Source organism: Paenibacillus sp. FSL H7-0442 (assembly GCF_038593105.1).
In the GTDB taxonomy this organism is placed as follows: Bacteria; Bacillota; Bacilli; order Paenibacillales; family Paenibacillaceae; genus Paenibacillus; species Paenibacillus polymyxa_D.
The window spans coordinates 5,168,070-5,192,833 of the sequence record NZ_CP151963.1; the positions used below are offsets into that span (position 1 = coordinate 5,168,070).

Consider the following 24,764-nt stretch of genomic DNA (forward strand, 5'->3'; position numbering starts at 1 on the left):
GAGCTCCTTACCACTGGGTAAGGGGCTTTTTTATGTAATTAGAAAACATAAAAAAGCCCTGGAATAAATTCCAGGGCAGTGCTAGCGCGTTATCCATTGCTAACCATCTTACCAATTATGTAGGTCGGCTATGCCGGGGATGATTATAATTTGGTTACGTTAGCGGCTTGTGGTCCACGTGCGCCTTCGACAATGTCGAACTCCACGTCTTGTCCTTCTTCAAGTGTTTTGAAGCCTTCTGTTTGAATTGCGGAAAAATGTACAAATACGTCGCCGCCGTCAGATGTTTCAATGAAACCATAACCTTTTTCTGCGTTAAACCATTTTACTTTACCTTGCATGCACTAACATTCCCTTCGTCATCAAATGAAGTGAAGCTCTCGCCCACATTTCCGACTATACCATCCAAAGTTATCCATTGTCAATTGGAATTGATAATGTTTTCATACATTTTTTTACCACAAATTAGATTCGATATTGATTTAGTCAAGGGCAGTAAATGCAAAAAATAAAGGAGCTTCTCAGCTCCTTTACCCTAAAAAAATTAATTTGAATCCAAAAATTAAAATAAATTTCTCCGACAAATCGACTTGATCACAGAAAAATATCCTGCATCTCATACAAAAAAGTAGTTTTGTTACATTTATTCGGATTATCTTGTATATCGGGTCCATATCTTACGAACCGCCTGGATTACATCCTGTACGTCCTGATCTGTCATCTTAGGAAAGAGAGGGAGTGTTACTGTTGTCCGATAATACTCCTCAGCGTTCGGGCACAGCCCTTTCTCATACCCGAGGTGTTGGTAATAAGGTTGTAGATAAACAGGAATGTAATGCACATTTACACCAATATTTTCAGAACGTAGTGCCTCAAATATTGTTTTCCGATCTACTTTAAAATGCTCAGGTTGCCAACGGATAACGTACAAGTGCCAGCTGGAGTGGGCCCCGACAAGTTGTTCAGGAAGAACAATACCTGTCAACTCACTCAAAGCTTCATTATACGTCCGAGCGATTGTTCGACGTTTATCTACAAATGTATCCAGCCTGTCCATCTGGGAATGACCTAATGCAGCCTGGATATCTGTCATACGGTAGTTATATCCCAGTTCCTGCATTTCGTAATACCAAGGGCCGTCGTTTTTTGTCAATTCCTGTGGATCTCGTGTCATACCGTGGCTACGGAACAGTAACAATTTTCGATAAAATTCCTCAGAATTTGTCGTAATGATGCCACCTTCGCCTGTCGTAATATGCTTGACCGGATGGAAACTGAACATAGTCATGTCCGCCCATGAACCTACTTTGCTCCCTTGGTAATCTGCTCCCAAAGAATGAGCAGCATCCTCAATTAACACCAGCCCATGATCCCGGCATAGCATCGATATCTTGTCTAGTTCAGCTGGCTGACCTGTAAAATCGACGGCTATGACCGCCCGGGTATGCTCAGTAATCCGCTCAGCAATCCGTTCCGCATCAATGTTGTAGGTATCCATTTTAATGTCTGCAAACACTGGTGTTCCACCTTGGTATAGCACACAGTTACTACTAGCGAGGAACGTAAGTGGTGTTGTGATGACCTCATCACCTTGTCCGATTCCTGCAGCAAAGCATGCCCCATGCAGTGCGGCAGTTCCGTTGGTAAACGCCACCGCATACTTGGCACCCACATATTCAGCAACCTTGTTTTCAAACTGCTGAATCGCAGGCCCCTGAGTAATAAAACCACTACGGAGTACACCCACTACAGCTTGAATATCTTCATCATCAATCCATTGCTGTCCATAGGGCAGCAGTGTTTCACGCACAGGTCCAGACAATAAATCATCGGACATCCTGTTAACCCCCTCTATACTTAAAACAAACTAAATCATGCCACTCTCACGAATCCATCTTGTAGTACGCTTAATACCTTCTTCCAAACTAATATGTGGTTCCCAACCAAGTAACTCCTTCGCCTTCGTTGAGTTACACAGAAGCTTTTGAATTTCACTTTGCGGATGGATATGCTCCACATGCTTGATACGCGACGAGTCCCCACTAATAAGCAACGCTAGATCATTCACAGAAATATCCTGCCCCAATCCCGCATTGACAACCTGACCGTTGACACGATCGCTAAAACCCGTCTCTACAACGAAGCGAGCGCAATCCTCAACATACAGAAGATCACGGGTTTGTGTGCCTTCCCCATAGATATTAAGATCTTTACCTTCCAAGTGGTTTTTAATAAAAATAGCAACTACGCCGCCTTCACCACCTGTCTTTTGGAAAGGCCCGTACGTATTAAATGGACGAATAACTACGGTCGGTAAACCATAAGCAAAATAATAGGACAGTACCATATTCTCAGCAGCTACCTTTGCTCCTGCATAAGGAGAAGCAGGTTTGGTAGGATGTAGCTCATTAATACCTTGATTGTCGCTACAGCGGTCATATACCATACATGTACTCATAAAAACTACCTTGGTCTGGTACTTGCGGCACTGCTCCAAGATTGCGAAAGTACCTACCGTATCATTATTAAAAGTAGTTCGCGGATCGTCAATAGAATCCTGTACATTTATAGAAGCTCCCAAATGGTAGCAAATTTCAAACGAATGCTCTTCAAACAACCGTTCCAACAGCGCTTCATCCAAAATACTCCCTTTGATGAATTCCTTGAAGTTGCTGTGTTCGACTAATTCCGACAAATTCTCCTCGCGTCCATTCGACAAATCGTCGACAATCCAAAGCTGATGCCCATCCTCCAGCAGACGCTTGGCGACCCAACGCCCAATGAAACCAGCGCCACCAGTGAGTAGAATATTCATATTTTTTCCTCCTTTATTTTGTGAATTCATAAGATATCCCAACTGATAGGCGTCCCTTTTGATACATTCTTACGAACTGGTTTTCCCAATAACTGATCTATATATTTAGGTGGGAGACCATAACCTGGACGTATTGCCCTAACATTTTTTTCTGTGAGAATATCTCCCGCCTGCAAGTCTTCAGAGATATATAATGATCTTCGGAATTGAAGAGAAGCTTTTTCTGCATCCGTTGCTCCATATGAGATCCCTCCGAGAGATTGCCAAGCTCTTTCAGTTTCCATAACTAGTGACTTCATTTCATCTGGTTCCAACGAGAACGTTGAATCTACTCCCCCATCAGCTCTAGACAAAGTAAAATGCTTTTCTATTACAGTAGCACCTAACGCAACACTAGTAACAGCAACTCCCACTCCCATAGTGTGATCGGACAATCCTACTTGGGTATTAAATAAATCCTTTAAATGAGGAATTGTACGTATATTTGTATTTTCAGGTGATGCAGGATAAGTACTAGTGCATTTTAACAATACAATTTGATTATTTCCTGTTTCTCTCACTGCCAGAACAGCTTCTTCTAATTCTGCTATAGTAGCCATTCCAGTAGAGATAATCACAGGTTTTCCCGTAGAGGCTACTTTTTTAATTAATGGAATATCTGTATTTTCAAATGAAGCTATTTTATAAGCCGGAACATTAAGTGATTCTAAAAAATCTACCGCTGTAGCATCAAAGGGAGTACTAAACCCTATAATCCCGAGCTCATTACATCTCTTAAAAATAGGTTCATGCCATTCCCATGGAGTGTATGCTTCCTGATACAAATTATATAGGCTCTTGCCTTCCCACAGACTATCCTCATCCTTAATAAAAAATTCTCCTGAATTTATATTAAGAGTCATAGTTTCAGCAGTATAGGTTTGGATTTTCAGGGCATCTACCCCCGCAGCTGCCGCTGCTTCCACAATACGCAAGGCACGCTCCAATGATTGATTATGATTTCCTGACATTTCTGCAATGATGAAGGGACGAGTATTGGTGCTTATTTCCCTGTTTAATATGTTAAATTCAGTCAAGACATTCCCCCCTAAGCTCTTTACACATTATTATTTCTTCCTTATTTTTTGAAACGACAGCATAACCCCTCTTACTGAACAATTTAATTGAAGCAATATTGCTTGGCTTTATCAGAGCAGTCAGAATCCTTACTTTATTATTCCAAGAGGTTGTATAAATTTCAATTTCGCATAGTATTTTATTAGCATATCCTTTTTGTCTAAGACTTGGATCAATATTTATGCTAATTACCACTTCATTGTCACTCTTTAAGTCTAACCTAATTACTCCTACTAAGGCTTCATTTTCATAAGCAATGAGTATTTTCCTTGTTTTGGTAGCTAATGACTTTTCAAACCAATGTCTATGCTCTTCATAGGGAATCTCGTCCGTAACAAATGAATTTTTTCTAGTGTCTAAATCATTTCTTAGATTAAAAATGATGATCGAATCATTTAAGGTCGCGCTTCGAAGCTCCATATGATCCCCACTTATTTAAATAGTATACTCCAAGTTTTTAATTACTTTCTCTACTCCTCTGCCGTCAACAATATTAAACGCTGTTAAGCTATCGTTCTTTAAGTCACCTTCATAATCCTTTAAATTGTTAACAATATCAAGATCGTGAACATCGGAGTGGAAACCCAAGAATCTGTCTATCCCTAACTTTTCTCCCATAATAGCATTATGAATCTGATTTTCAGCAACCGCTATAACCAAACCCGGAAGGCCCATACAATATCGTTCCCAAGTCAAAGTCCCCCCAGAGCAAATGGCTAAATCAGCTTTATTCATAATAGCTGCAACAGAATTGGATTGAATATGCAGACTCAACCTTTTTTTTGAATCAACAATCTTTCTCAATTCATTGAGATGAGCATATGATTGACCGACTAGTATATCAAAATCCAGATTACTATCCAGTAACCCTTCTTTATCTAACGCATACAGAGACTTCAGCGTCTCATTAGTAGGATCAGTCCCTCCAAAAGTGACCAATACCCGTCGAATGGTGTCGCTTCTTGTTTTAACTTTCTGACGTTCCTGATGGAATTCATCTCTTAACAAAGCATAACTTGGTCCTATCAATTGTTTTGCATTATTCGTTAATTCATTATATCTTGAATCAGAAATTTCATATAAATTTTGGTCTAAAAGGATATTGCAAATGTGTGCTCGATTAGCTAAATCATCAATTACTAAAAGTTTCTTAGCAGTCCGAGACATTTCTTTTTCCCATATATCACTGATTTGATAATGATCAATAATCATCCAATCAAAACCATTCTGAAAAGCATTATTGACTTTTGAGCTTACATACACAGCATCCTCAATTGACCCTACCGGAAATTTGCTGTTTAAATAGAACGGAATGCAACCAATCTGTTTAATTTTCTCAACTAAGTGATCAGGCATTTGTTGAAAGACAAAAACCACTTCTCTTCCTGAGATTATCAGTGATTTCGCTAAGGCTAAACAACGCATCACATGTCCTGTACCGATTGCAACAGAGGCATCCGCTCTAATCAAAAATTTCATTCTTCCCCCTTGAGCTTCTTCTGCTCCACATGCGAGTTAATAAGGGCAATTTCTGGACGAGTCTCCATTAGTTCCACAATATCCTGCCAATCAAAGCTGTCCCTATCCTTGAAATAGGTATATATCTGCTGAATTAGCTCCCAATCTTCAGTTGTGTCCAAAGTCCAGCGATAATTAGAGTAGTCTTTCGGATAAGTAACGCTTAGCAAAGAGAATTGATCTAGGTTTTGGTAAATATAGGGTGTCACATGCTCTCTTTGCTCCGTACTCTTCGCCTCCAGATGTGCTTTTTCTAGAGAAGCAAAAGAAAACACTTCTGCATCCAATCCTCTTGGGTAAGAACGTTCAATTGTATTGCTGACATAGTCATAAGAGCCCATAATATAATTTTTGATTAGCTCATCAATAATCACAGGATCTATAACAGGACAATCTGAAGTAATGCGGATGATCACATCCGCATTATATGTGACAGCCGCTTCATAGTAGCGTTTTAAAACATCACTTTCACTACCACGATATACTTCAACCTCTGCTTTATGAGCCAGATTTACTATTGTTTCATCTGCCGTTAAGTCAGTAGTTGCCACTACAATTTTATTAATTTGTTTTACTTTCTTTATTCTTTCTACAACCCGCTCAAGTACTGTTACACCCAGCAAATCCAGGCTAACTTTCCCTGGTAGGCGAGTAGATCCCATTCTAGCTTGAATGATCGCTACAATATTCATAAGTTCCCATACTTTCTGTTGTATTTTTATATAAGACTTTCATCATATAACCAATCAACAACAACCGCTTTATTAATGGGATTCATCTCTAACTCAGTAATCTCTTTATTTATAGATTGATTTTCCCCTTGAAAAGCAGGTGGAATGATAAACATATTTTCCGATTCTAACGCAACTAGCTGTTCATCGATAGTCATTAATTCCTCATAACGTTTTTCTCCAGGACGGAGACCGATATATTTAATAGCTACTTTATCACTTAGCTTGTATTTCTCCGAAACCGTCTCTATAAGTGCTTCCGCCAGATCGGCAATTCGCACAACTGGCATCTTCAGGACAAATACCTCACCACCCTGGGCTGCCTCATTAGCCTGCAGGATCAACTCAATCGCTTGCGAAGGAGTCATCATATATCTCAACATCTCTGGATCGGTAATGGTAATTGCACCATTTTCTAAAATTTGTTTTTTAAATAACGGGATAACGGAACCACGAGAACCCATCACGTTTCCGAACCGAACCGAAGAAAATACAGTAGACTTAGAACCCTTTTGATATTCAGAAGCCGAAATCAGGCGCTCCGCGGTTAATTTAGTCGCGCCATAAGTGTTGGTCGGAGAAATGGCCTTATCCGTACTTGTGAAAAGAACCTTTTTCACTCCATTCTCCAGTGCAGCCTGAATGACATTTTGTGTTCCTATTACATTGGTTTGTACAGCCTCAAACGGATTATACTCACACGAAGGCACGTGCTTCATTGCGGCTAAATGGAAAACATAATCAATATCCTCCATTGCCCTCATTAATCTTTGTTGATCCCTCACATCACCAATCAGATAACGCAATTGATTAGAATGAGCCTGAAAATCGATATTCATTTCATACTGCTTATGCTCATCACGGCTGAAAATACGAATTACACTCGGCTCGTCTTTCAAAAGTCTCTGTACCAGTTGGCGCCCTATTGTCCCCGTTCCACCTGTGATTAATATCTTCGTCCCTTTGTAGGTTTCCTTCTGCATGTTGAACACGTCCCTTGTCCTTTAACTCTTTATATGGTCTATTCTACGAATCGATTCTACAAACAACTCTTCAAGCATCGGAATTTTATCCACTATCTCATTCGCTAGCTTTCCTAGGTGTTCGTGTATCATATCGGCTTTACGCGAAAGATTTTGCTCTATAGCGATCAAAGGTTGTTGCTGGTCAAACAAACCAATTTCCAGTGGGAGTATGGTTTCTATAATAGGAACAAACCAATCTCTACTTACAATGCTGGTCCAACGTTGTTCAATTTCAACAATCGCATTATGGCATTTCAGCGGCTTCATTCGGCTCCATCCTCTAATATTCCCAATCGTTTTCAACATGACTTTCAATTCTTCCCTGAATTGAGAAAAATCATTGAGCGTATACTGTATCTTCCCTCTAACCTCTTCGATACGATTTCTATTTATAATAAAGGGCTGATTACGTTGTATATTGGCTATTGCATCGTGCTCAATATGTTCCTCGGCAATCATATTATATACTTCTTCAATCGGCTTCCAAACGGTTCCCTCTAGCGCAGCCCCATTACGAGTCGTATTAATGAATTCAACACTGGATAAGGCAGCAAACAGATTCTCTAGTGCGTCTTTCATAAACAAGAAGCTTTCGTTCGTTGCATTATATCCACCGTGCACGTTCAATACCTGTTGTGGTGCCTTCTCCACGATGGATGCATTGTGGGATGCTTCAATATGTCCTACTCCATCGGCATAGAACTTATTACCTGGGAATGACAAATCCTGTCCCATCAGTACGACACGCCGAGCTCCCAACCATACAGCCGCCTGTATAGCTGAGCCTACGACTGTCGGTGTTGCCGTTATAGCAATCTGTGTACGATCAATTCCTAAATAATACTGCGAAATATGATCATTGCTCAATACGAAATGAACGGTGTCTTTCTGCTTGCGATCTGTAATCCCAAAATAAGAGGTAGACCCATATAATAGTGGTGCTTCCAGCGTCCCAGGCTGAGAAAACACCCTATCATTGATAATACCACCATCCAGCGTGACCGCTAAATGTGGCTGTATCCCCTCTTTAACCAGTGCTTGAATACTAGATCCTGCTGCTATAACAAGCGCATGAGGTTGCACTCGCCTAACCCACTCAATATCTTGCTGAAGCGATGGCCCCGATGCAATAATAAACGCCGTACTACCGGGAAAAGAAAATTTCAAATCATCAATAGAGGGTGAGGATAACATTCCTGCCATCTGATACATACTGTTACGAATCCAGTCCTGTCGAAAAAGATGATGCGTGCGCTGATTTGATTCATAGGTGTGATTATATTCTTCCAACTTTTCTTTAACATCACGTAATACATCCATCTCAACCTCAAGATAATGACGAAGCGCTACGAAAGCCAGTTCACGCTGCATATGGACAGAAGCCATATAAAATAGTGAATTCAATTGCGAATCGCCAATAGCCAGCCAGTACAAATTGGGGTGTTCTAAAAGACTCCGCATATCATAACTGTTAATGGAGTTTAGAAACTGATATTCATCCGGCTCATATACAAAAAGCAACCGGTCAGGGTACATTTCAAGGATGTCAGCAATACCAAGCCCCTGCCCAAATCCATAAACAAAGACACATTCTATATTTTCTACCGATTGCTGAACCGCCTCCAGCCAAATATGATCTTTTTCTATTGGTTCATTATAAGTCTTGTGGTCCTTGACCCCCGTTGGTTCAAGTGAGAGTATTGTACTAGCAACCTGCGGAAAACGATTCTGTATAGCAGTCAGATTTAATGATAAAATTGTCAAGACCATACCACCATTCATAATGATTCTTCTTAATTAGTATATCGGACTGTAACATGAAGGAGTGAACCTTCAAACAAAAAAAATCCCTCCCAGTAATTCCTGAGAGAGATTATAATACCATTTACTTCCGGTGGTCTATAAAAAGACTGTCAACTGAATAAACACGCTGGTAAGCATTTTGTTGAATTCGAATATTACCTTTTTTCTCCATCCAACTCCCCGCTTCATCTTTCAACTTATTCATACGCTTCAATATCGGCCCATCCATATCTAAGATGAATCCAATTTCTTGTTTGTCTTCCTCAGTAAGATAAGCACGATATTTTTCCATTGCATGCACAATTTCCTGTCGACGATCTACAAAAATAACTAACTCTTCCTCTTCCATGATTGAGAGCCGTTTAGTCGTCTCTATTGTCATTTCTTTTAATGCTTGAATAAGGGCTTGCATACTGTTACTGTCCATCAGCTGCCTGTGACCGAGCTTGGAAGTTTGCTCACTTCCATCCAAGCCTCACGAAGATCCGTTAAGTGCTCCTCTACTTCCCGGGCCTTAGACACATCTTTATGAACGTTAGACTCAATCAGACAATGCAACATATATTCGTAAATCCTTAATAAATCCTGTGAAATTGGATAATCAAAATTCAAGGCGGATATTAATTCATGGATAATAGCTTGTGATTTACATAGATTGTAGCTTGCCTTCTCAAAATCTTTATCTAAAATCCCGTCTACACCAGCTCGGGTAAATCGAATTGCCCCATCATACAGCATAATCAGAAGTTTAGGCTTGGAGGCAGTCTGTGCTTGAGCCTGCTGATACTTCTGGTAAGGGGATTGAATCAAATGTATGACCTCCTTATTTATCTAAAGCTGGACAAACTAGAAGAAGTGCTATTATATCTATTAATTGCCGTCTCCATAGTTGTGAATTTTTTGTAGTAGTTCGTTTCAATCATATTCAATCGGGCTGTCATATCAGTTATTCTTCTGTCAATACTCGTTAACTCTGTTCCCATCGTGCTGCTGATAACGAATGAAGCACTAAGATCAGTGCTTACTTTTGAGGTTCCTGCCTTGTCAGCTAACTTTTGCAGCGCAGTATTGGATATTTTTTTCATACGTGCAAAAATCCCGTCTTGATCTGTATATTTATTACTTAGTGCTGTAGCAGAATCCTGCTTGCCGAAAAAGTTGGTCACAATATCAGGATCTTTATCTAAAGCAGCTTTCAGCTTATCTGTATCTAAAATAAGTTTCCCTTTTGTCTGATACGTACCTGTTGTTATACCGAGCTGGGCAAGACTAATTGTTGTACCGTCGTCCATTTTAACTCCCTGAGTCATTGCACTACGCATATCCGCTGCTGCGCTCTGCAAAATACTATCATTTTTAAGCATTCCACTTTTAGCTTTATCAGTCCATTGTTTAACTTCATCATCACTCATGTCCTTTTTTTGGGCAGTTGTTAAAGGTGCATATTTTTTATATCGTTCTTCACTAACTTTGTTATTCAACGTAGAGAGAACATCGTTGTACGCATCAACAAACCCCTGAACCGTTTCAACCAGCTTATCCGTATCTTTGGCCACTTCAATGCGTGTAGAAGTACTGCCACTGGCATTATTAAGTGTAAGTTCGACACCATTCATCGTGAAGGTATTGGAGGATCTTGTGATATCCAAACCATTTACAGTAAGTTTAGCGTCTTCGCCGCCTGTAATGGTACTCCCCAGCTTTAAAGCAGAAAATACTGCTCCATTAAGCCCAATATCTTTGTCTCCAGTCGTTTTACTTGTTAGAGAAATTTTACCTGTGGCAGAGTCATAGATCGCACTCACACCAGCTTGCTTATTTGAATTAATTTTTTGGACAAAGGAATCAATCGTTTCATTGACAGGATCTATTTCTATGGATGCTTCCGAAGCTCCTGAACCAATTTTGACTGTTATTGGAGTGGTTCCTGAAATTCCCGAATCTTTAATATCCTGTAGCTTAACAGTTCCCCAATCGGTCGGTGCAGAAGCAGAACCATTGAGTTCAATAGCTGCAGAAGAAGTAGCGCTTGATGCTGTTGCCAGCGAGGTCACTTTTACATCCAATACTCCACTGGCCGACGAAGATACTTTCGCACTAACTGCACTCGTATTTCCGGTAATATTCGCCTTTTGGGCACTGATTGCACTACTCAAGCTAAGTTTAGACAGTTTATCTTGCGTAAAACTAACCAGTTTCACACTGGTCTCTCGATAGTTTTCACGCTTCCATTCCATTAACTGTTTCTGTTGATTCAGCTTGTCGAGCGGAGCGCTCTCAGCTGTCATCAACTTTTTAACCATAGAATCTATATCCATACCAGATGCCAAACCACTTATTCTTGTTACCATGAACGTTCCTCCCTATACCTTTTTATCAACAATAATCCCAGTAATTTCCATCATTCTCGCTGCCAAATCCAAGATTTTTTCTGGCGGAACCTCACGGATGAGGTCTCCCGTTTCCTTGTTTAAAACTTTAATCATAATGGCATGGGTTTTTTCGTGTACAGATATTTCAAACATTTTTTGCGGACCTTGAATTGCATCAATTGCTTTTTGCAATTGCTGAATGGTTTGCTCGTGTGTTTGCTGTGCTTTTACAGGAATTACAGATTGGGCTGGATCAACAGCCGTCTCCTCCTTTTTCCCGGCAGAAAGATGAATCGGTACTATACCTCCTGCATTGGCTGGTATCAACGGTTCCATAACATAACCCCTCGCTCATAAAATGGTATGCCGTACACTGTATCTCTTCTATTCCTATCGGATGTCCTACTCTATATATCGGTTAATGATTTAGAATATTTATGAAAAACCATATAAAAAAACAAAAAAGGCTCTGCAAAATGCAGAGCCTTTAATAATTCGCTTACTTCCCAAAATCTTAACGAAGCAGGGACAGTACGCCTTGTGGCGCAGAGTTTGCTTGTGCCAGCATGGATTGGGAAGCTTGCAGCAAGATGTTGTTTTTGGACAAAGTAACCATTTCTTTTGCCATGTCAGTATCACGAATACGGGATTCGGAAGCTGTCAGGTTCTCAACTGTAGTGCCCAAGTTGTTGGAAGTGTACTCCAAACGGTTTTGAACAGCACCCAGTTTAGCACGTTGTGTAGCCACTTTTTCAATAGCGTCACTTACGTTTGTCAACGTAGAAGTGGATTTCAGACCAGTGAATCCTGTTGTGGCAACACCACTAACTGTAATTGTAAAAGCTTTATCGTCTGCTTGTACTTTCACGTTTGAAGTGATTTTGATTCCGTTGAATGTTGTGTTTTTCATAATGCTGTCGATTTGCGATCCCAGTGCGTTAAGCTCCATGTTGATATTGCTCTTATCGCTGGAAGAATATGTTCCGTTCAGCTTTTGAACGTTCAATTCTTTCATACGAGAAAGCATGGAGGATACTTCGTTCATTGCACCCTCAGCAGTTTGTGCAAAAGAAATACCGTCTTGAACGTTACGTTGGGATTGTTCCAAACCACGGATTTGTCCGCGCATTTTTTCGGAGATAGAGAGACCAGCAGCGTCATCAGCAGCACGGTTGATACGCAGACCGGAAGACAGCTTCTCCATGTTTTTGCTTGCTGCAGCATTATTCATACCCATGTTACGGTGAGTGTTTAATGCAGGAATATTGTGGTTGATAATCATTTTAAATTTCCTCCCTGAAATGGTTTAATTCCCACGTCCTTGTGGTATGAGCGTCTTCACAGGTCGGCCGCCCTGAAGAATTACCGCTCTAAATTATATATCGACACCTGCCACTGTATTGTTTATAGCATTTCAAAATTTTCAAAAAATCTATTTTGGAAAACAACATGACAAACGTAAATAATTTAATTTAAACCAATAATTGACTATATTGAACTCTAGCTTATATTAAGCTTGTGGTAAAAAATATACTAATTAGGGAGTGTTTCAATTATGCTTCGGAAAACTATTCGTTTGCTATCCGTTTTGGTTCTTACGATAGGTTGGTTCTCAGCATCTTTTAATCCGGCGCTTGCGGGTTCTTCTCAAGCCAAACCTATTCAATTGCCAGCACAATTTCTAAATTCCATGGTTAAGAAAGGCTCAAACACACTTTTAAGCGATCTACATTCAACGCTAATCCGATCCAAATCACTTTCAATCACTAAAGAGGACATCATTTTAAAATCTCCAAAGTTAAATACATTACCAGATACTTCGTCTAACAATAAATTTTCCGTCTCCGCAGTCACATATGATGTTTATAACACTACACCCGATGGAGCAATCTTTATTAAATCAGGTAATTCCGCACAGGGTTATATTACTGCGGAGGGTGAAAGCCGCTGGTTTTTCACACGTGTTGAGACTCCCAATAAGCTGACTGTATTTCTAAATCCAGGGGCATCCACAACAACCGATTACGATCTTCATCTATACAAGCTTGATGAAAGCACAGGAACGCTAAACAAAGTCTCATATTCGACAAAGGGAGCTGGTCAATATGAACAAGCCAGCTATGTTGCAGGGACTGGCTATTATTTCATACTTGTCCAATCATATAAGGGATTTGATATAACTCAGCCCTTTACCGTTCACTCTATTCAATCCGACAGCTATGACAGTAGTGAACCAGATGACAATCCTAGGTTTGCTAAAGATAGGGGATCAGCCACCTTTAGCAGTAGCCAAACGATCGACAATATCCTTGATGAGGATTGGAGTAAGATTAAAGTCCCCTCTGATAGCACCGTCCGTCTCAACCTCAACAACACCTCAGCTTACGGCGAATACCGACTGGACCTATATGACGCTAATTTAACAAGTCTCGGATATCTTAGCCAGAACACAACCGCACAAATAAAGTTATCCGCAGGGGAATATTATATCCGTGTTATTGCACCATCCAAGTTCGATCTCACCACTCCGTATACTTTGACAGTAAGTTATCAAAATGCTGATGTTGCACGGGTGATAACCTCCAACATTACAACAGACGGTGGAGTATACGGTTTTATGAACTACGGTTACGGCCAAAAATGGAGAATAAAAAATAACATCACCATTAGCGGCAGAGCTTTTGATGCCCAAGGCAGTCCTGTAGCAAATGCTATTGTCACCACAAGAATTATTGTGACAATAAACAATAAGGTATTTACAGCAAGCGGAACAACCAGCGAACAAGGATACTTTACGATCCCAGTAAGTGGTTTGACCTCGGCTGCAGGGAAGTATTCTTTCTATAACGGCGTCAGCACGCATTATTTTGATATTATCCCAATCGACTTTTACAGTAGCGGTAAACTACTTAACTCAGATATTAGCAGTCTCTATCATTTCGCTTACCAAATAAGATAATTTAGTACACAGATTGAAAATCATTAAAATTCTTCTAGTTTCATCAGAATATAAAATAAAACAAAAAAAGCTGGCCCTCGCTTAAACTGTACCCTATAGAGTAGACACTTCAAAAAGGTCTCTCTATGGGGTGTTTTTTATGTATACTATGAAAAAGACAGGGATGGGGATACCTATGAGTAATAAAATGTTCACAGTAGAAGAAATAAAACAGCTTTCCGCAAACCCATATGTGAAATCTGTATCTTCTAAAGGAATTACGTATACCAAAGAGTTTAAACAGCTCTTTATCATATCTAATCAACAAGGCAAACTGCCAAGAGATATTTTCAAAGACTGTGGATTTAACGTCCAGATCGTCGAAATGAAGCGCGGATTGAATCTTCTGGGGAAAGGTGGAGATCCTCTTACAGGGAACAAGGTGCCCTAGGTTTGCAGGATGCGAGAGGTAAGCATTCGGGGAGACCGCTGCAATGGGAGATCAGCTTGGAAGAAAAGAATGCAAGACTTGAAGCACAAATCTATCTATTGAAGGCTGAGAACGAGCTGTTAAAAGAGATTCGTCTGGCAGAACGGAGGCTTGATAACCAAGGCATTCCACTTCAAAAAACGCAAGCGAGGGGCCCGTTCCATCAAGATGATTTTAGAGGGACAATTTCAGGTGGTTTACAATCTGAAAAGAATACGGAGGATCATGAAAAAATATGGCATGGTCTGTCCTTTCCGAAGAGCCAATCCATACAAGCGAATGCTGAAGACGACTCAAGGACATCGGACCCTCTCTGGAAGAAGTTAAACGACAATTCAAGTCGTACATGCCCTACTACAACTATTACAGATATCAATGGAACTTAAAAAGGATGACCCCTGTACAATACAGAGATCATCTCCTGCAAGCAATTTAGTCTTTTTTAATTGGTCTTTTACATAGGGTACAGTTTACGCTTGGGTCAGCTTTTCTATATAGAAAAAGAAAGACTTCACTCGATGCGGTTACTGTCCTTTCCCATTTCCAATATTGCAGTTTGAAGCGTTTTAAGATCCATTGCTGCACTCTGGTTATTATCCTGGATTGCGTCGAAAATCTCTTTACGATAAATATCTATATCCTTTGGGGCAGATATTCCAATCTTAATGTTATCTCCTTCAACGGAAAGCACCGTTAGAACAATATTATTCTGAATTACGACAGACTCGCCTTTCTTGCGCGATAATACCAACATTACGCTTCACCGCCTTGCTCTTCCAATTCTAAATCTGACCACAATGCATGTCTGGTCGTATATTCCGAATTTTGCAGAATGATCTGCTTACCTTTTAAATTTTCCATATTAAAAATGATAGGGGCAATTAAGTTGACCGTTATTTTATCTCTATTACTGTGCCAGGTTACAATACAACGAACTGCAATTTGCTCTCGGGCTGTTACATCAATATCTGCAAGAGCATCATTAGACAGCTCAAACTCGTAATCATGTACAAAATCGAAAGGATTGATTGTTATAAAGGAGATTCCGTCCTCTTCTACAGCACTAAAAATACTGAACAACTCGTTATGTTCCTGTAGCTTAAAATCACGTAAATGCTCAAAACCAGGTATGCCTTTCGGGAAAGTAAAAATCAATTCTTCCTTATATTGTTCTTTTTCATTTATTACATGCTTTTGGTTCATATCTCATCCTCCTAGAATAGTAACAAAAAAGCTACAGACCTTGGTCCATAGCTTCAAAATGTCAAAGAAAACGAAATCTTATCTCATAAAATCCATAAGAGATGGCTGCATAATCTGAGCCGATGATTTCAAAGCAGCTTCATATATAGTCTGAGCGGAGGTCGCTTGAATCATTAGGCTTGCTATATCCGCATCCTCTGTTTTAGATTGCAAATTTGTTAAATTTAAATTCCGATCATCCAGGCGCGATTGCACTAGCTCAACGCGATTGGTACGCGCTCCAACTTCTGATAAGCTGGATTGCATTTTGGTATAACGTGATTCGATACCTGTGAGTTGACTTGATATCATCGTTTGGTTTCCACTAGTCAAAGCTGCACTCAAATTATCCATAATTTTGAAAACATTATCAGCTTCCGTTGAAGCTCCAAAAAATTCACTTCCACTAGTATTGACCCGAAATGTGGACTGATCTCCTATTGCATAATTTACAGCACCTTGATCTGGGTCAATTTGGTCATAACTAGTAATGGTACTCGTAAGCTCATAAGGTGCCTGATCATACTTTTGACCATTAAAAATATACTTACCACGGATTTGGCTATTCCCAATATTCGTCATTTGTTCCTTAAGCTGGTCCACCTCCAGTTTAATGGCATCCAATCCAGATTGAGGAACAGTACCACTTGAGGCTTGAACTGTCAACTCTTTTAGACGTTTCATCACATCTCCAGCTTGCTGCATAGTTGAATCCGTAAAATCCAACCAACTCACGGCTGCATCTGCACTGCTGGAGTATTGCTCATTAGAGGCTAGCTCAGATCTATAGCGAAGGGCATAGGTTACACCTACAGGATCGTCTGAAGGTTTATTGAGCTTACGTCCGGTTGTGATTTGATTTTCCATTTTACTCATACTACTGTAGTTACGATTCAGGTTATTGAGCGTCTGCATGCTCATCATCCCCGAGGTTACTCGAATCGCCATACTCTACCTCCTACTAATTTAATTAGAGTCCTACACGGCCTGTACTATTAATCAGCTTGTCCAACAGCTGATCGAACGTTGTCATGAAACGAGAAGACGCACTATAAGCATGCTGAAACTTGATCAAATTGGACATTTCCTCATCCAGAGATACCCCACTGACAGATTGTCTGCTTAAATCTACTTGCTCCGTCAGGAGCTGTGCGTTCTTCGATTGACGTTCCGCTTCCTGAGTCTGAACTCCAAGCTGTCCAGCAATAGAGCTAAAATAGTCATCCACTGATGTTGGACTGGATAAAGCTGGCCCAAAATCAAATTTTACATTTTTTAAGTTAGCCATAGCCATAGCTAAAGCATTGTTCCCGAGTATCACCTTCTCATCGGTCGTTCCTGTTCCGTCTACTCGCAAAGAAGTTGCAATTTTATTAGGATCACTTTGTATGTCGGGATTTAATGTAATATTACCAGCTGTAATCGCGGCACCGTCTTTAGAGGTAAAAAAGGCATCACCTTTGGTAGGAGTTGTCCCACTAATTGTATAGCCCAACTGATGAAGTCCATTGATACCTTGGACAGTAACCTTCAAATCGTTTGTTAAACTCCGGTTATTATTAGCATTAGAGTAGGTAACCGCTGTATTATTTGGCCCTGTATTCAATACCGTTCCTTCAGGAAGCACAGTTCCCTTAGGAAGGGTAACTTCAATATTTCCATTAGCAAGTGTGTTCGCCAATTGGTTCATCTGGTTTTTGTAATCCGCAACATATCTGTCACGTGACAATACCATTCCGTAAACTTCGCCGCCAGTCAAGGTGCCACCTGTAAAAGCAGCCTGAAGACCGTCCGCAGTTACTGGAGTAAGTTCGCTACCAGTTACAACTATCTGTCCAGCTACTGTTACTTGATATCCGTTATCTAATTGAGTAACTTGAACGTTAGCCAGTTTAGACAACTTATCAATCGCATAATCTCGCTGATCTCTTAAATCGTTTGGATTATCCCCTAAAGACTCCAACTTGGTAATATTACCATTCAAATCTGCTACAGATTGCAGAAGAGAATTCATTTCTGTTGTTTTCAAAGTAATATTACTTGTTAAATCAGTCTCCAGTGCATCAATCTGCTTACTTGTTTGATTCAAGGCATCCGTTAAAGCCAACGTAGTCTCTTTTACGATTTTACGGTTAGTTACGTCCTGAGGATCCTGACTCAAATCCGACCAAGCATTCCAGAAATTATCCATTACTTTGCGCATTCCTGTGTCAGAAGGCTCATTCATAATCGTTTCGAGCTTATTCAGAGTATCGTAGCGGATACTCCATCCACCTAAAGAGGAGTTTTCATTACGATACTGATCGTCGAGGAACGTCTGACGAACACGCTCAATAGCAGTGAATTCAACCCCTGTACCCATTTGACCTCGTACAACGGAACGGTTCAAACCATAGGCTTCCATAGATTCCGAGGCCTTCATACTAACCACTTGTCTGGAGTAACCAGCTGTGTTGGCATTCGAGATATTGTGTCCGGTTGTATTTAATGCAGCTGTTTGTGTGTTTAAGCTTCTTTTCGCTGTTTCTATACCATGAAATGTTGAGACCATGTTTTCCTCCTTCAATTAGGCGCGTGTATCAAATAGTCCCGCTCGTACAGTAGAGGTACTTTTGTCAGCTGGACGCTGATAAACTGCTTCAGATTCCGCATAATATGACATACTCTCAATGGAAAAATCAATATAGGAAAGCGCCTGTTGTATAAGCTGTTGATTCAACTCATTTAAATTTTTCAATTCTTCAAGCGTATCCGCTAGATTTTTTTGAATGTGAAGGAGGCGCTGCTTATCTTCTACATCAAACACAAGACGAGACAACTCCGTAATATTGAGATTCAACTTGGACTTAATACCACGTTCCTGCAAAAATTCATATGCTGCCTGCAGGCGTCGTTCATCCAGCTGTTCAATGTGTCTGGACATCTTCGATTCCTGATTCATGACTAGAATGAGCTGATCTACCTTATTTGATATCAGTGCTTCTTTTTTTTGAGTTCCTAATGCAATCAACTGCTCGTGAGCCTCTCTAAGCTGCTCCAGCACATCAATCAATCGCTCTAAAGGCATAATCTTTCACCTAGCTTTCGGAAGACTGCTTGAAGTAAGGTAACAGCTTCTCTGTAATTTTATCGGCATCTACACGATAGGTTCCAGAAGCTACTTGTTGCTTAAGCTCCTGAATTTTCTTAACGCGATCTGCATCACTGCTGCGGTTCAGCATTTCCATCGCTTCCGGAGAAATCGAAACCTCGTCCTTGCGGCGAGACTTCTTAAGCTCCTCTTGACGCCCTGTTTCAATATTTCGTTGGTATGGATTAATAGCTCCGATGCGGTTGGTCTCGTTAATTTTCATAACTTCCACCTTCCTTAGTTATTTGATATGGTCAGAATGTATCAGACGACATAGCGTCGAACATGGTTCGTATTATGCCTCACTTCTTTATTTTGTGCATGGTTGCTAAAATAAAAAAACCGATAAGCTCTATAAAGATTATCGGCGGTATTTGAAACTTTTTGAATAGCTGAATGTGTTTTTAATTCCCCTGTACTACTTTCCACGAAGTTTATCAATCGCGCTGTAGGTACCTGAGCCCATATTATTACTTTGATCCTGATTACTACTTTCGCGTACAGCCTGATGCAGGTCTTTAGTCAGACGTGTTCGACAAGAATCGCACATATGCCCTTCACGAATCGGTATCCCGCATACCTCGCAAGGATACGTCATATTGGGCGCATTAGCAATGGAAATACGTCCCTCGCGTATAAATGTCGTGATTTGCTTTACGGATACCTCAGTAGCCTCCGAAAGCTCATGCATATGAATGCCCTTATTCTCACGTATATGTTTGACACAGCGTTCGTATTCAATTTCAATTTCTTTAATACAGTTCTGGCAGATTCCCCTGACGTTCATAATAAACAGCTTTCCACATCGAGGACAGTTATCCAAATTCATCCTCTGTAGCGCCCCTTTCCAATTTCCGATCTTTAAAATACTTTTATCCTTACATTACCTTATAATGAAGAGCCTCGTCTAGCAAATATTTCAAAAAGAGATTTTCAGATTTTACACAATTGCACATCTTATAAGTTATCATATTAAAAGTATAAGAGAGAATGACCCATCAGCAAAAGTTTCTCTACATCTATATGCATCAATATGCAATGACATAAAAATAAAGAAAGCCCATGAAAGCTAATAACTCAGTCTAGTGTCTGTGTCTATTTATCGTCAAACATTGCTCCGTACTTTAGATAGAAAATAAAATAAGCGCCATTCCAGTTATTTTCGGGAATAGCGCTTCATTATACAATTAAAATAGCTGTATGAATATGAGTAAATGTAGAAATTAATTATCAAGATGAGGGAAAAACCGGGCGAAACAATCCTCAGAAGAATTCATGTTCACCTGTGCCCCGAATGACATCAAGAAAGTCCTGTAAATCCGGGGGAACGGCGCCCATACGAATGCTCCGCACATGGAGTGTGGGTATTCATAAATCTCATGGACCTAACATCATCTCAACTTATAACCTATCTGAAATCAAGCTAGATGCACCAGTGGAAATTTGCAACCCAAAAAAACAAGCTATTTCACAAATAATTATTCAAAAAAGCATTGTTTTAATAGTGGCCTTCCCGTATACTATAGTCAAACGCTTGGTTTAAAAAACATACTTCATTATACATTTATAATGATAATTATTTATTTGTTTTTGTTTGCGGTACTTGCAGTTCTTGGCCTGCTTTAACTAGGTTGTTAATTTTAACCAGTTCTTCAACAGTTACACCGTATTTTTCAGCAATAGAAGCCAGTGTGTCGCCCTCTTGAACATTTACTGTGATTGTATTTACAGTTGCTGGTGTTTCATTTGTAGTTGTTGCTGGTTTTGTGGTTGTTGCTTGATTGTTGTTCTCAGTAGCTGGTTGAGCTGGTGTTACAGTCGCTGCATTTTCAGTAGTTTCAGTTTTAAAAAACTTAGCTTCAAATGCTTTCTGTGCTGCTTCTTGCTGCTCTCTTATGAGTTGGTCTTCCAATTGCTGAATTTCGTCATCGGAGCTGGACTTTGCCATTACTTGACCTGTTGCAAGTGGACTCAACAAAGATACTGCACCTAAACTAACTGCCAACATGCTAGATACTGCTACTTTTTTCATTACGTTTTTCATGATTTATTCTCTCCTCTTTTTAACTTTAAATTTTAATTAACTGCTTTACTACTGAGCGAGACACTCCCAATGTCCGCTCTTTAGTCATTAGCTAATCACTTATAACCAATCATGTTAGCTATCAACAGATAGAAATTGTACTCCTCTTTTCCAAAAAAATCAACCTCTAAATTGAAATATTCTGTTTTCATCCCTCACTTCCTTACTTTTTGTTTGTCTCTATATTTTTTATTATATACCTCTCTCTAGCTTGTTGTCAAATCCTGCTGATTGTACGGCTTAAAAGACTTTTTGCTCTATCATTTAACCCTTCTTTCAAGAGAATTATAACCTTTTTTTCATAGTTTCAAGCGAAATTTATGGGGAATACCAGATATTTAGACTTATGATCTTGCTAAGGTCAGGCAAAAAATAGTCAAATGTATTCCTTGCTCTAATGCCTTTTCTCTCAAAACACGTGCACACGCCTGCAATGTGCTCCCCGTTGTATAAATATCATCAACAAGCAAAACGGTAACGGAAAGCTTATTTTCTGTAACACATTGAGATTTAGCTTTTAAAATAAAAGACTTCAGCAAATTTGTCATATTGGGGTGAACAGAAAACGCATTATTCATTGTGTTCATGCGTTCCTTTTTTGATTTAAAGCTTTGTTTGCCTGTATCTTGCGGACGAGCAAGTAAAGATAGGAAGGGGAGCTTATTCCGCTTAGCAATCTCTTCTGCCAAGATCCGAGCCTGATTGAAGCCTCGCTCTGTCAGCCTCTTCTCACTTACCGGAACATAGGTCACTACATCCACACTCCACAAAGATCGCTTGAAACGAGAATGTTTAAGACCTGCAAACTCATACCTCATCGCCTGATAGGCTCGATTCATGATCTCACCCAGCAGGGAACCATACTTTTCATTCCCGCGATATTTGAACTGCCCAATCCATTCTCTCATCATTGGTGTATAGCTGGTTGCACTCCGATTGCATACATAGTAACGTACTAATCGGTCAAGCCTTATGCAATCCGGGCAAGACGTCGGACGTCCACAATAAACACAACGAATATCGCAAACCCAAGGAATTTGAAGTGAACAAGAAGTACAAATCCCGGGGAATTCGGAAAAATGACCTGTAAGAGTGCCGCAAGCCATACATGTTTGGGACTGGCGATGGAATAACCAATTCAAAAATAGACGGGTTGTTGGAATCATCCCCATATCAGAATGCACCTTTCTTGGTAGCTTACGTACCGACTTTGTTTCAGGTTTCACATTTCCAAAAAAACTTTTTTTATTTAATGTATTTAGTGCTTCGCCTCCTTCAGGTATCCTCTTTTCCGAGCCAGTTCATTCATACGTTTAATCTGTCTAATTGCTCTTTTTTGACCTCGTGTCCATTGGGGGGATGTAAAAATAACAACTCCACATGGGTCATCCTTGGACCTGCCCGCGCGACCAGCCATTTGGACAAGAGAGGCTTCATCAAAAAGACTACTGTCCGCGTCTAATACGTACACATCACTCCGTGGAACAGTTACCCCTCGCTCCAAAATAGTCGTTGTAACCAGAACACGTATTTCAGTAGCTCGAAATAAGCGTACTTTAGCGGTTCTTTCTTCATCCTGTGAGGAGGTGCCCGCAATAGGTACATCAGGCAATTGTTTAATCAGCAGCTTCACAAGTCCCTGAATATGTGAGATTCGTGTCACAAACAGGAAAACCTGTGCCCCACGTTGTATGGATACGCGTAGGCGTTGAATAAAGGATGCGGGAAGCCGACCTTTTTGCAGCCATTGTTGCACTGAAGCAGTCCCCAAACGAAATGGGACAGGTAGAGGATGACGATGAAAACGAACGGGAACCTTGGCGTGTGGCAGCAGACCGCGTGCAGCCTCTTTCTGCAAGGATTGCGGTGGTGTAGCAGACAAATAGATAAACTTTCCCTTCGGCTTACATACTGCTCGTGCAGCAAAGGCAAGCATAGGATCATTGTGATAAGGAAACGCGTCAATCTCATCAATCACAACCAAATCAAAAGCTTGACGATAACGCAATAGCTGATGTGTCGTTGCCAATGTCAACTGTCCCCTTTGCCAGCGTTCTGCGCTTCCCCCATAGAGCGTCACCATGCTCACATCGGGAAAAGCAATGGCCAAACGAGGGGCTAACTCCAGTACCACGTCGCGGCGTGGTGTTGCCACAAGTGCCGTTCCTCCGTGGTCTAGCACATATTGCAAGAGCGGAAACATCATTTCCGTCTTGCCTGCGCCCGTTACGGCCCAGAGCAAAAAACGCTCTACCTTAGTACCAGGCACCTGCTGATCAGCAGCGTTGTGCCTCGCACCTTCGCCAGGTTTCGGCGAAGACTGTCTGCTACGGGCAAGGTTGCTGCCCTGCGAAGTGGCAGCATCTGATCCCCGGCACGCAACCATGTCGCGCCGGAACAACGCCCGGAGCCCACGGCCTTCCGGGCGAAAATGTCCCCGCACTCCGCCGTGCGGTGCGGCTAAAAAGCGCAGCGCCGCTTCGGCGGCGGCACGCTGCGCTGAGCTTAGCCCCCAGCGGTCGAGTTCCGTCGCCGGGGCTATGCCTGCTGTGCACGGCAGCGCGGGTTTCGCTGCACCGCGCAGCAGCAGCGAGCATTCACGGCTGCGTCCAAGTGCGAGACATGTCTCGCAGTAGGCGCACGCCTTACGGCCGCACGATGCGCAGCTCGTGCGGTGCACTATCCCGCTGCCACAACGATTGCAGCGGAGTTCATGCGTACGCGCGGCAGACCAGCGCGTGCGAGGTGCTGGATCGAGGCCAGTAGCAAAGCTTAGTCGGCCTTGCAGATATGCAAGTTGTGCAGCGGATCGCCAAGTACGCTCCAAACCTGGCGCTGCCTCTGCCAGTAGCGCTTCGACTTCTGGAACGAGTAACTGGCGTCCTGACAACAAATTAGCCAGCTCATTCGCTTGTCGTGTTAAACACTCCCTCTCCAATCCATCCATTCCCGTGACGAGGTCCCTTTTTTGAATAGAACGTAAACCTCCCTTTGTTTCTCGTCTCTCATCCCCACTTTCTGTGCGAGAAGTCCAACCTTGTACATGATCCCAAATGCATATATTCTCTACTCCTCCAGATAAAATTCGTTCTCCGTCAAAAGGTTCAAGAGCCAGTTCACTTTTTAGCTGTGCGATAATATAAGCCCACCACTGCCGTTTCCCCCATCGCTCCATACCTACTAATTCCTTAAATGTTTCACACAGCTTTGTTCCCCAGGACAAGGGGAGCTCATCTCCTAATAACACCCACCTTTCGACAACATTCCCCTGCCCCTCATCTGGATTCATCCACCATGTCATATCTACTCGAATATCCACAGTTAATCGGAGATTCCAATTCCCCTTATACCTCACTGCATATACTGCAATTTTCACCTTCCCCTTCTCCTCCCATTCATGACTTTTTGGGTTCTTATCACCCCAGAGAACAGCAAAAAAGCACACTTCTGTGGCTAATAGCCTGAAGTGTGCTTCACATCAAGTAGATCTCAACGATATCC

Annotated in this window: 25 protein-coding genes and 1 pseudogene; 2 read left to right on the forward strand and 24 right to left on the reverse strand. The window is 41.1% G+C overall.

What is annotated here, in order from left to right:
- Positions 1 to 143: 143 nt before the first annotated feature.
- From MHH57_RS22800 to MHH57_RS22865, 14 genes are all read right to left on the reverse strand, one after another.
- Positions 144 to 341: a cold shock domain-containing protein gene (locus MHH57_RS22800; RefSeq protein ID WP_013312263.1), complete on the reverse strand. Its 198-nt coding sequence runs from the start codon at positions 339 to 341 to the stop codon at positions 144 to 146.
- Positions 342 to 652: 311 nt separating this feature from the next.
- Positions 653 to 1,837, reverse strand: coding sequence for a UDP-4-amino-4,6-dideoxy-N-acetyl-beta-L-altrosamine transaminase (pseC, locus tag MHH57_RS22805; protein WP_342434553.1), 1,185 nt, complete (start codon positions 1,835 to 1,837; stop codon positions 653 to 655).
- A gap of 30 nt (positions 1,838 to 1,867) precedes the next feature.
- On the reverse strand, positions 1,868 to 2,815 hold the full coding sequence (locus MHH57_RS22810; RefSeq protein ID WP_342434554.1) for a GDP-mannose 4,6-dehydratase: 948 nt from the start codon (positions 2,813 to 2,815) through the stop codon (positions 1,868 to 1,870).
- A gap of 26 nt (positions 2,816 to 2,841) precedes the next feature.
- Positions 2,842 to 3,891 carry a pseudaminic acid synthase gene (pseI, locus tag MHH57_RS22815; protein WP_342434555.1) on the reverse strand — a complete coding sequence of 350 codons (1,050 nt, stop codon included), beginning with the start codon at positions 3,889 to 3,891 and terminating at the stop codon, positions 2,842 to 2,844.
- Positions 3,884 to 4,351: a GNAT family N-acetyltransferase gene (locus tag MHH57_RS22820; protein ID WP_342434556.1), complete on the reverse strand. Its 468-nt coding sequence runs from the start codon at positions 4,349 to 4,351 to the stop codon at positions 3,884 to 3,886. The genes pseI and MHH57_RS22820 overlap by 8 nt, the downstream gene beginning before the upstream one ends.
- A gap of 15 nt (positions 4,352 to 4,366) precedes the next feature.
- Positions 4,367 to 5,410 (reverse strand): UDP-2,4-diacetamido-2,4,6-trideoxy-beta-L-altropyranose hydrolase, encoded by a 1,044-nt coding sequence (pseG, locus tag MHH57_RS22825; RefSeq protein WP_342434557.1) that lies wholly within the window; start codon positions 5,408 to 5,410, stop codon positions 4,367 to 4,369.
- Positions 5,407 to 6,141 (reverse strand): glycosyltransferase family protein, encoded by a 735-nt coding sequence (locus MHH57_RS22830; protein ID WP_342434558.1) that lies wholly within the window; start codon positions 6,139 to 6,141, stop codon positions 5,407 to 5,409. The genes pseG and MHH57_RS22830 overlap by 4 nt, the downstream gene beginning before the upstream one ends.
- A gap of 26 nt (positions 6,142 to 6,167) precedes the next feature.
- Positions 6,168 to 7,163: a UDP-N-acetylglucosamine 4,6-dehydratase family protein gene (locus tag MHH57_RS22835; RefSeq protein WP_342434559.1), complete on the reverse strand. Its 996-nt coding sequence runs from the start codon at positions 7,161 to 7,163 to the stop codon at positions 6,168 to 6,170.
- 21 nt (positions 7,164 to 7,184) lie between these two features.
- Entirely contained in the window at positions 7,185 to 8,975 is a 1,791-nt protein-coding gene (locus tag MHH57_RS22840) for a 6-hydroxymethylpterin diphosphokinase MptE-like protein (protein WP_342435186.1), read from the reverse strand.
- 115 nt (positions 8,976 to 9,090) lie between these two features.
- Positions 9,091 to 9,357, reverse strand: coding sequence for a hypothetical protein (locus MHH57_RS22845; protein WP_342434560.1), 267 nt, complete (start codon positions 9,355 to 9,357; stop codon positions 9,091 to 9,093).
- Positions 9,358 to 9,434: 77 nt separating this feature from the next.
- On the reverse strand, positions 9,435 to 9,818 hold the full coding sequence (gene fliS / locus MHH57_RS22850) for a flagellar export chaperone FliS (protein WP_342434561.1): 384 nt from the start codon (positions 9,816 to 9,818) through the stop codon (positions 9,435 to 9,437).
- A 17-nt stretch (positions 9,819 to 9,835) separates the two neighbouring features.
- Positions 9,836 to 11,359 carry a flagellar filament capping protein FliD gene (gene fliD / locus MHH57_RS22855; protein ID WP_342434562.1) on the reverse strand — a complete coding sequence of 508 codons (1,524 nt, stop codon included), beginning with the start codon at positions 11,357 to 11,359 and terminating at the stop codon, positions 9,836 to 9,838.
- 12 nt (positions 11,360 to 11,371) lie between these two features.
- Positions 11,372 to 11,716, reverse strand: coding sequence for a flagellar protein FlaG (locus MHH57_RS22860; protein WP_342434563.1), 345 nt, complete (start codon positions 11,714 to 11,716; stop codon positions 11,372 to 11,374).
- Between the two features lie 178 nt (positions 11,717 to 11,894).
- Positions 11,895 to 12,662: a flagellin gene (locus MHH57_RS22865; RefSeq protein ID WP_342434564.1), complete on the reverse strand. Its 768-nt coding sequence runs from the start codon at positions 12,660 to 12,662 to the stop codon at positions 11,895 to 11,897.
- A 273-nt stretch (positions 12,663 to 12,935) separates the two neighbouring features.
- Between MHH57_RS22865 and MHH57_RS22870 the strand changes: the two genes are divergently transcribed.
- Both MHH57_RS22870 and MHH57_RS22875 read left to right on the forward strand, forming a co-directional pair.
- Entirely contained in the window at positions 12,936 to 14,339 is a 1,404-nt protein-coding gene (locus MHH57_RS22870; protein WP_342434565.1) for a carboxypeptidase-like regulatory domain-containing protein, read from the forward strand.
- Between the two features lie 163 nt (positions 14,340 to 14,502).
- A pseudogene (locus MHH57_RS22875) lies at positions 14,503 to 15,244 on the forward strand (HTH domain-containing protein).
- A gap of 75 nt (positions 15,245 to 15,319) precedes the next feature.
- On the opposite strand, the gene csrA reads toward MHH57_RS22875, so the two are convergent.
- The 10 genes from csrA to MHH57_RS22925 form a co-directional block, all read right to left on the reverse strand.
- Positions 15,320 to 15,562, reverse strand: coding sequence for a carbon storage regulator CsrA (gene csrA, locus MHH57_RS22880; RefSeq protein WP_342434566.1), 243 nt, complete (start codon positions 15,560 to 15,562; stop codon positions 15,320 to 15,322).
- A complete protein-coding gene (gene fliW / locus MHH57_RS22885; protein ID WP_342434567.1) occupies positions 15,562 to 16,011 on the reverse strand; it encodes a flagellar assembly protein FliW in 450 nt (149 codons plus the stop codon). The genes csrA and fliW overlap by 1 nt, the downstream gene beginning before the upstream one ends.
- A gap of 78 nt (positions 16,012 to 16,089) precedes the next feature.
- Positions 16,090 to 16,998: a flagellar hook-associated protein FlgL gene (gene flgL, locus MHH57_RS22890; RefSeq protein ID WP_342434568.1), complete on the reverse strand. Its 909-nt coding sequence runs from the start codon at positions 16,996 to 16,998 to the stop codon at positions 16,090 to 16,092.
- A gap of 22 nt (positions 16,999 to 17,020) precedes the next feature.
- A complete protein-coding gene (gene flgK, locus MHH57_RS22895; RefSeq protein WP_342434569.1) occupies positions 17,021 to 18,601 on the reverse strand; it encodes a flagellar hook-associated protein FlgK in 1,581 nt (526 codons plus the stop codon).
- A gap of 15 nt (positions 18,602 to 18,616) precedes the next feature.
- Positions 18,617 to 19,117: a flagellar protein FlgN gene (locus MHH57_RS22900; protein ID WP_342434570.1), complete on the reverse strand. Its 501-nt coding sequence runs from the start codon at positions 19,115 to 19,117 to the stop codon at positions 18,617 to 18,619.
- A 10-nt stretch (positions 19,118 to 19,127) separates the two neighbouring features.
- The gene (flgM, locus tag MHH57_RS22905) at positions 19,128 to 19,403 is read right to left on the reverse strand and encodes a flagellar biosynthesis anti-sigma factor FlgM (RefSeq protein ID WP_342434571.1); all 276 of its coding nucleotides are present in this window, start codon (positions 19,401 to 19,403) and stop codon (positions 19,128 to 19,130) included.
- Positions 19,404 to 19,598: 195 nt separating this feature from the next.
- Complete coding sequence (locus MHH57_RS22910; protein ID WP_039271507.1) at positions 19,599 to 20,009, reverse strand: TIGR03826 family flagellar region protein; 411 nt, start codon at positions 20,007 to 20,009, stop codon at positions 19,599 to 19,601.
- A gap of 747 nt (positions 20,010 to 20,756) precedes the next feature.
- Positions 20,757 to 21,224 (reverse strand): LysM peptidoglycan-binding domain-containing protein, encoded by a 468-nt coding sequence (locus tag MHH57_RS22915; RefSeq protein WP_318627928.1) that lies wholly within the window; start codon positions 21,222 to 21,224, stop codon positions 20,757 to 20,759.
- A 383-nt stretch (positions 21,225 to 21,607) separates the two neighbouring features.
- Complete coding sequence (locus MHH57_RS22920) at positions 21,608 to 22,174, reverse strand: ComF family protein (protein ID WP_342434572.1); 567 nt, start codon at positions 22,172 to 22,174, stop codon at positions 21,608 to 21,610.
- Positions 22,175 to 22,521: 347 nt separating this feature from the next.
- Positions 22,522 to 24,639 carry a helicase-related protein gene (locus MHH57_RS22925; RefSeq protein WP_342434573.1) on the reverse strand — a complete coding sequence of 706 codons (2,118 nt, stop codon included), beginning with the start codon at positions 24,637 to 24,639 and terminating at the stop codon, positions 22,522 to 22,524.
- Positions 24,640 to 24,764: the final 125 nt, after the last annotated feature.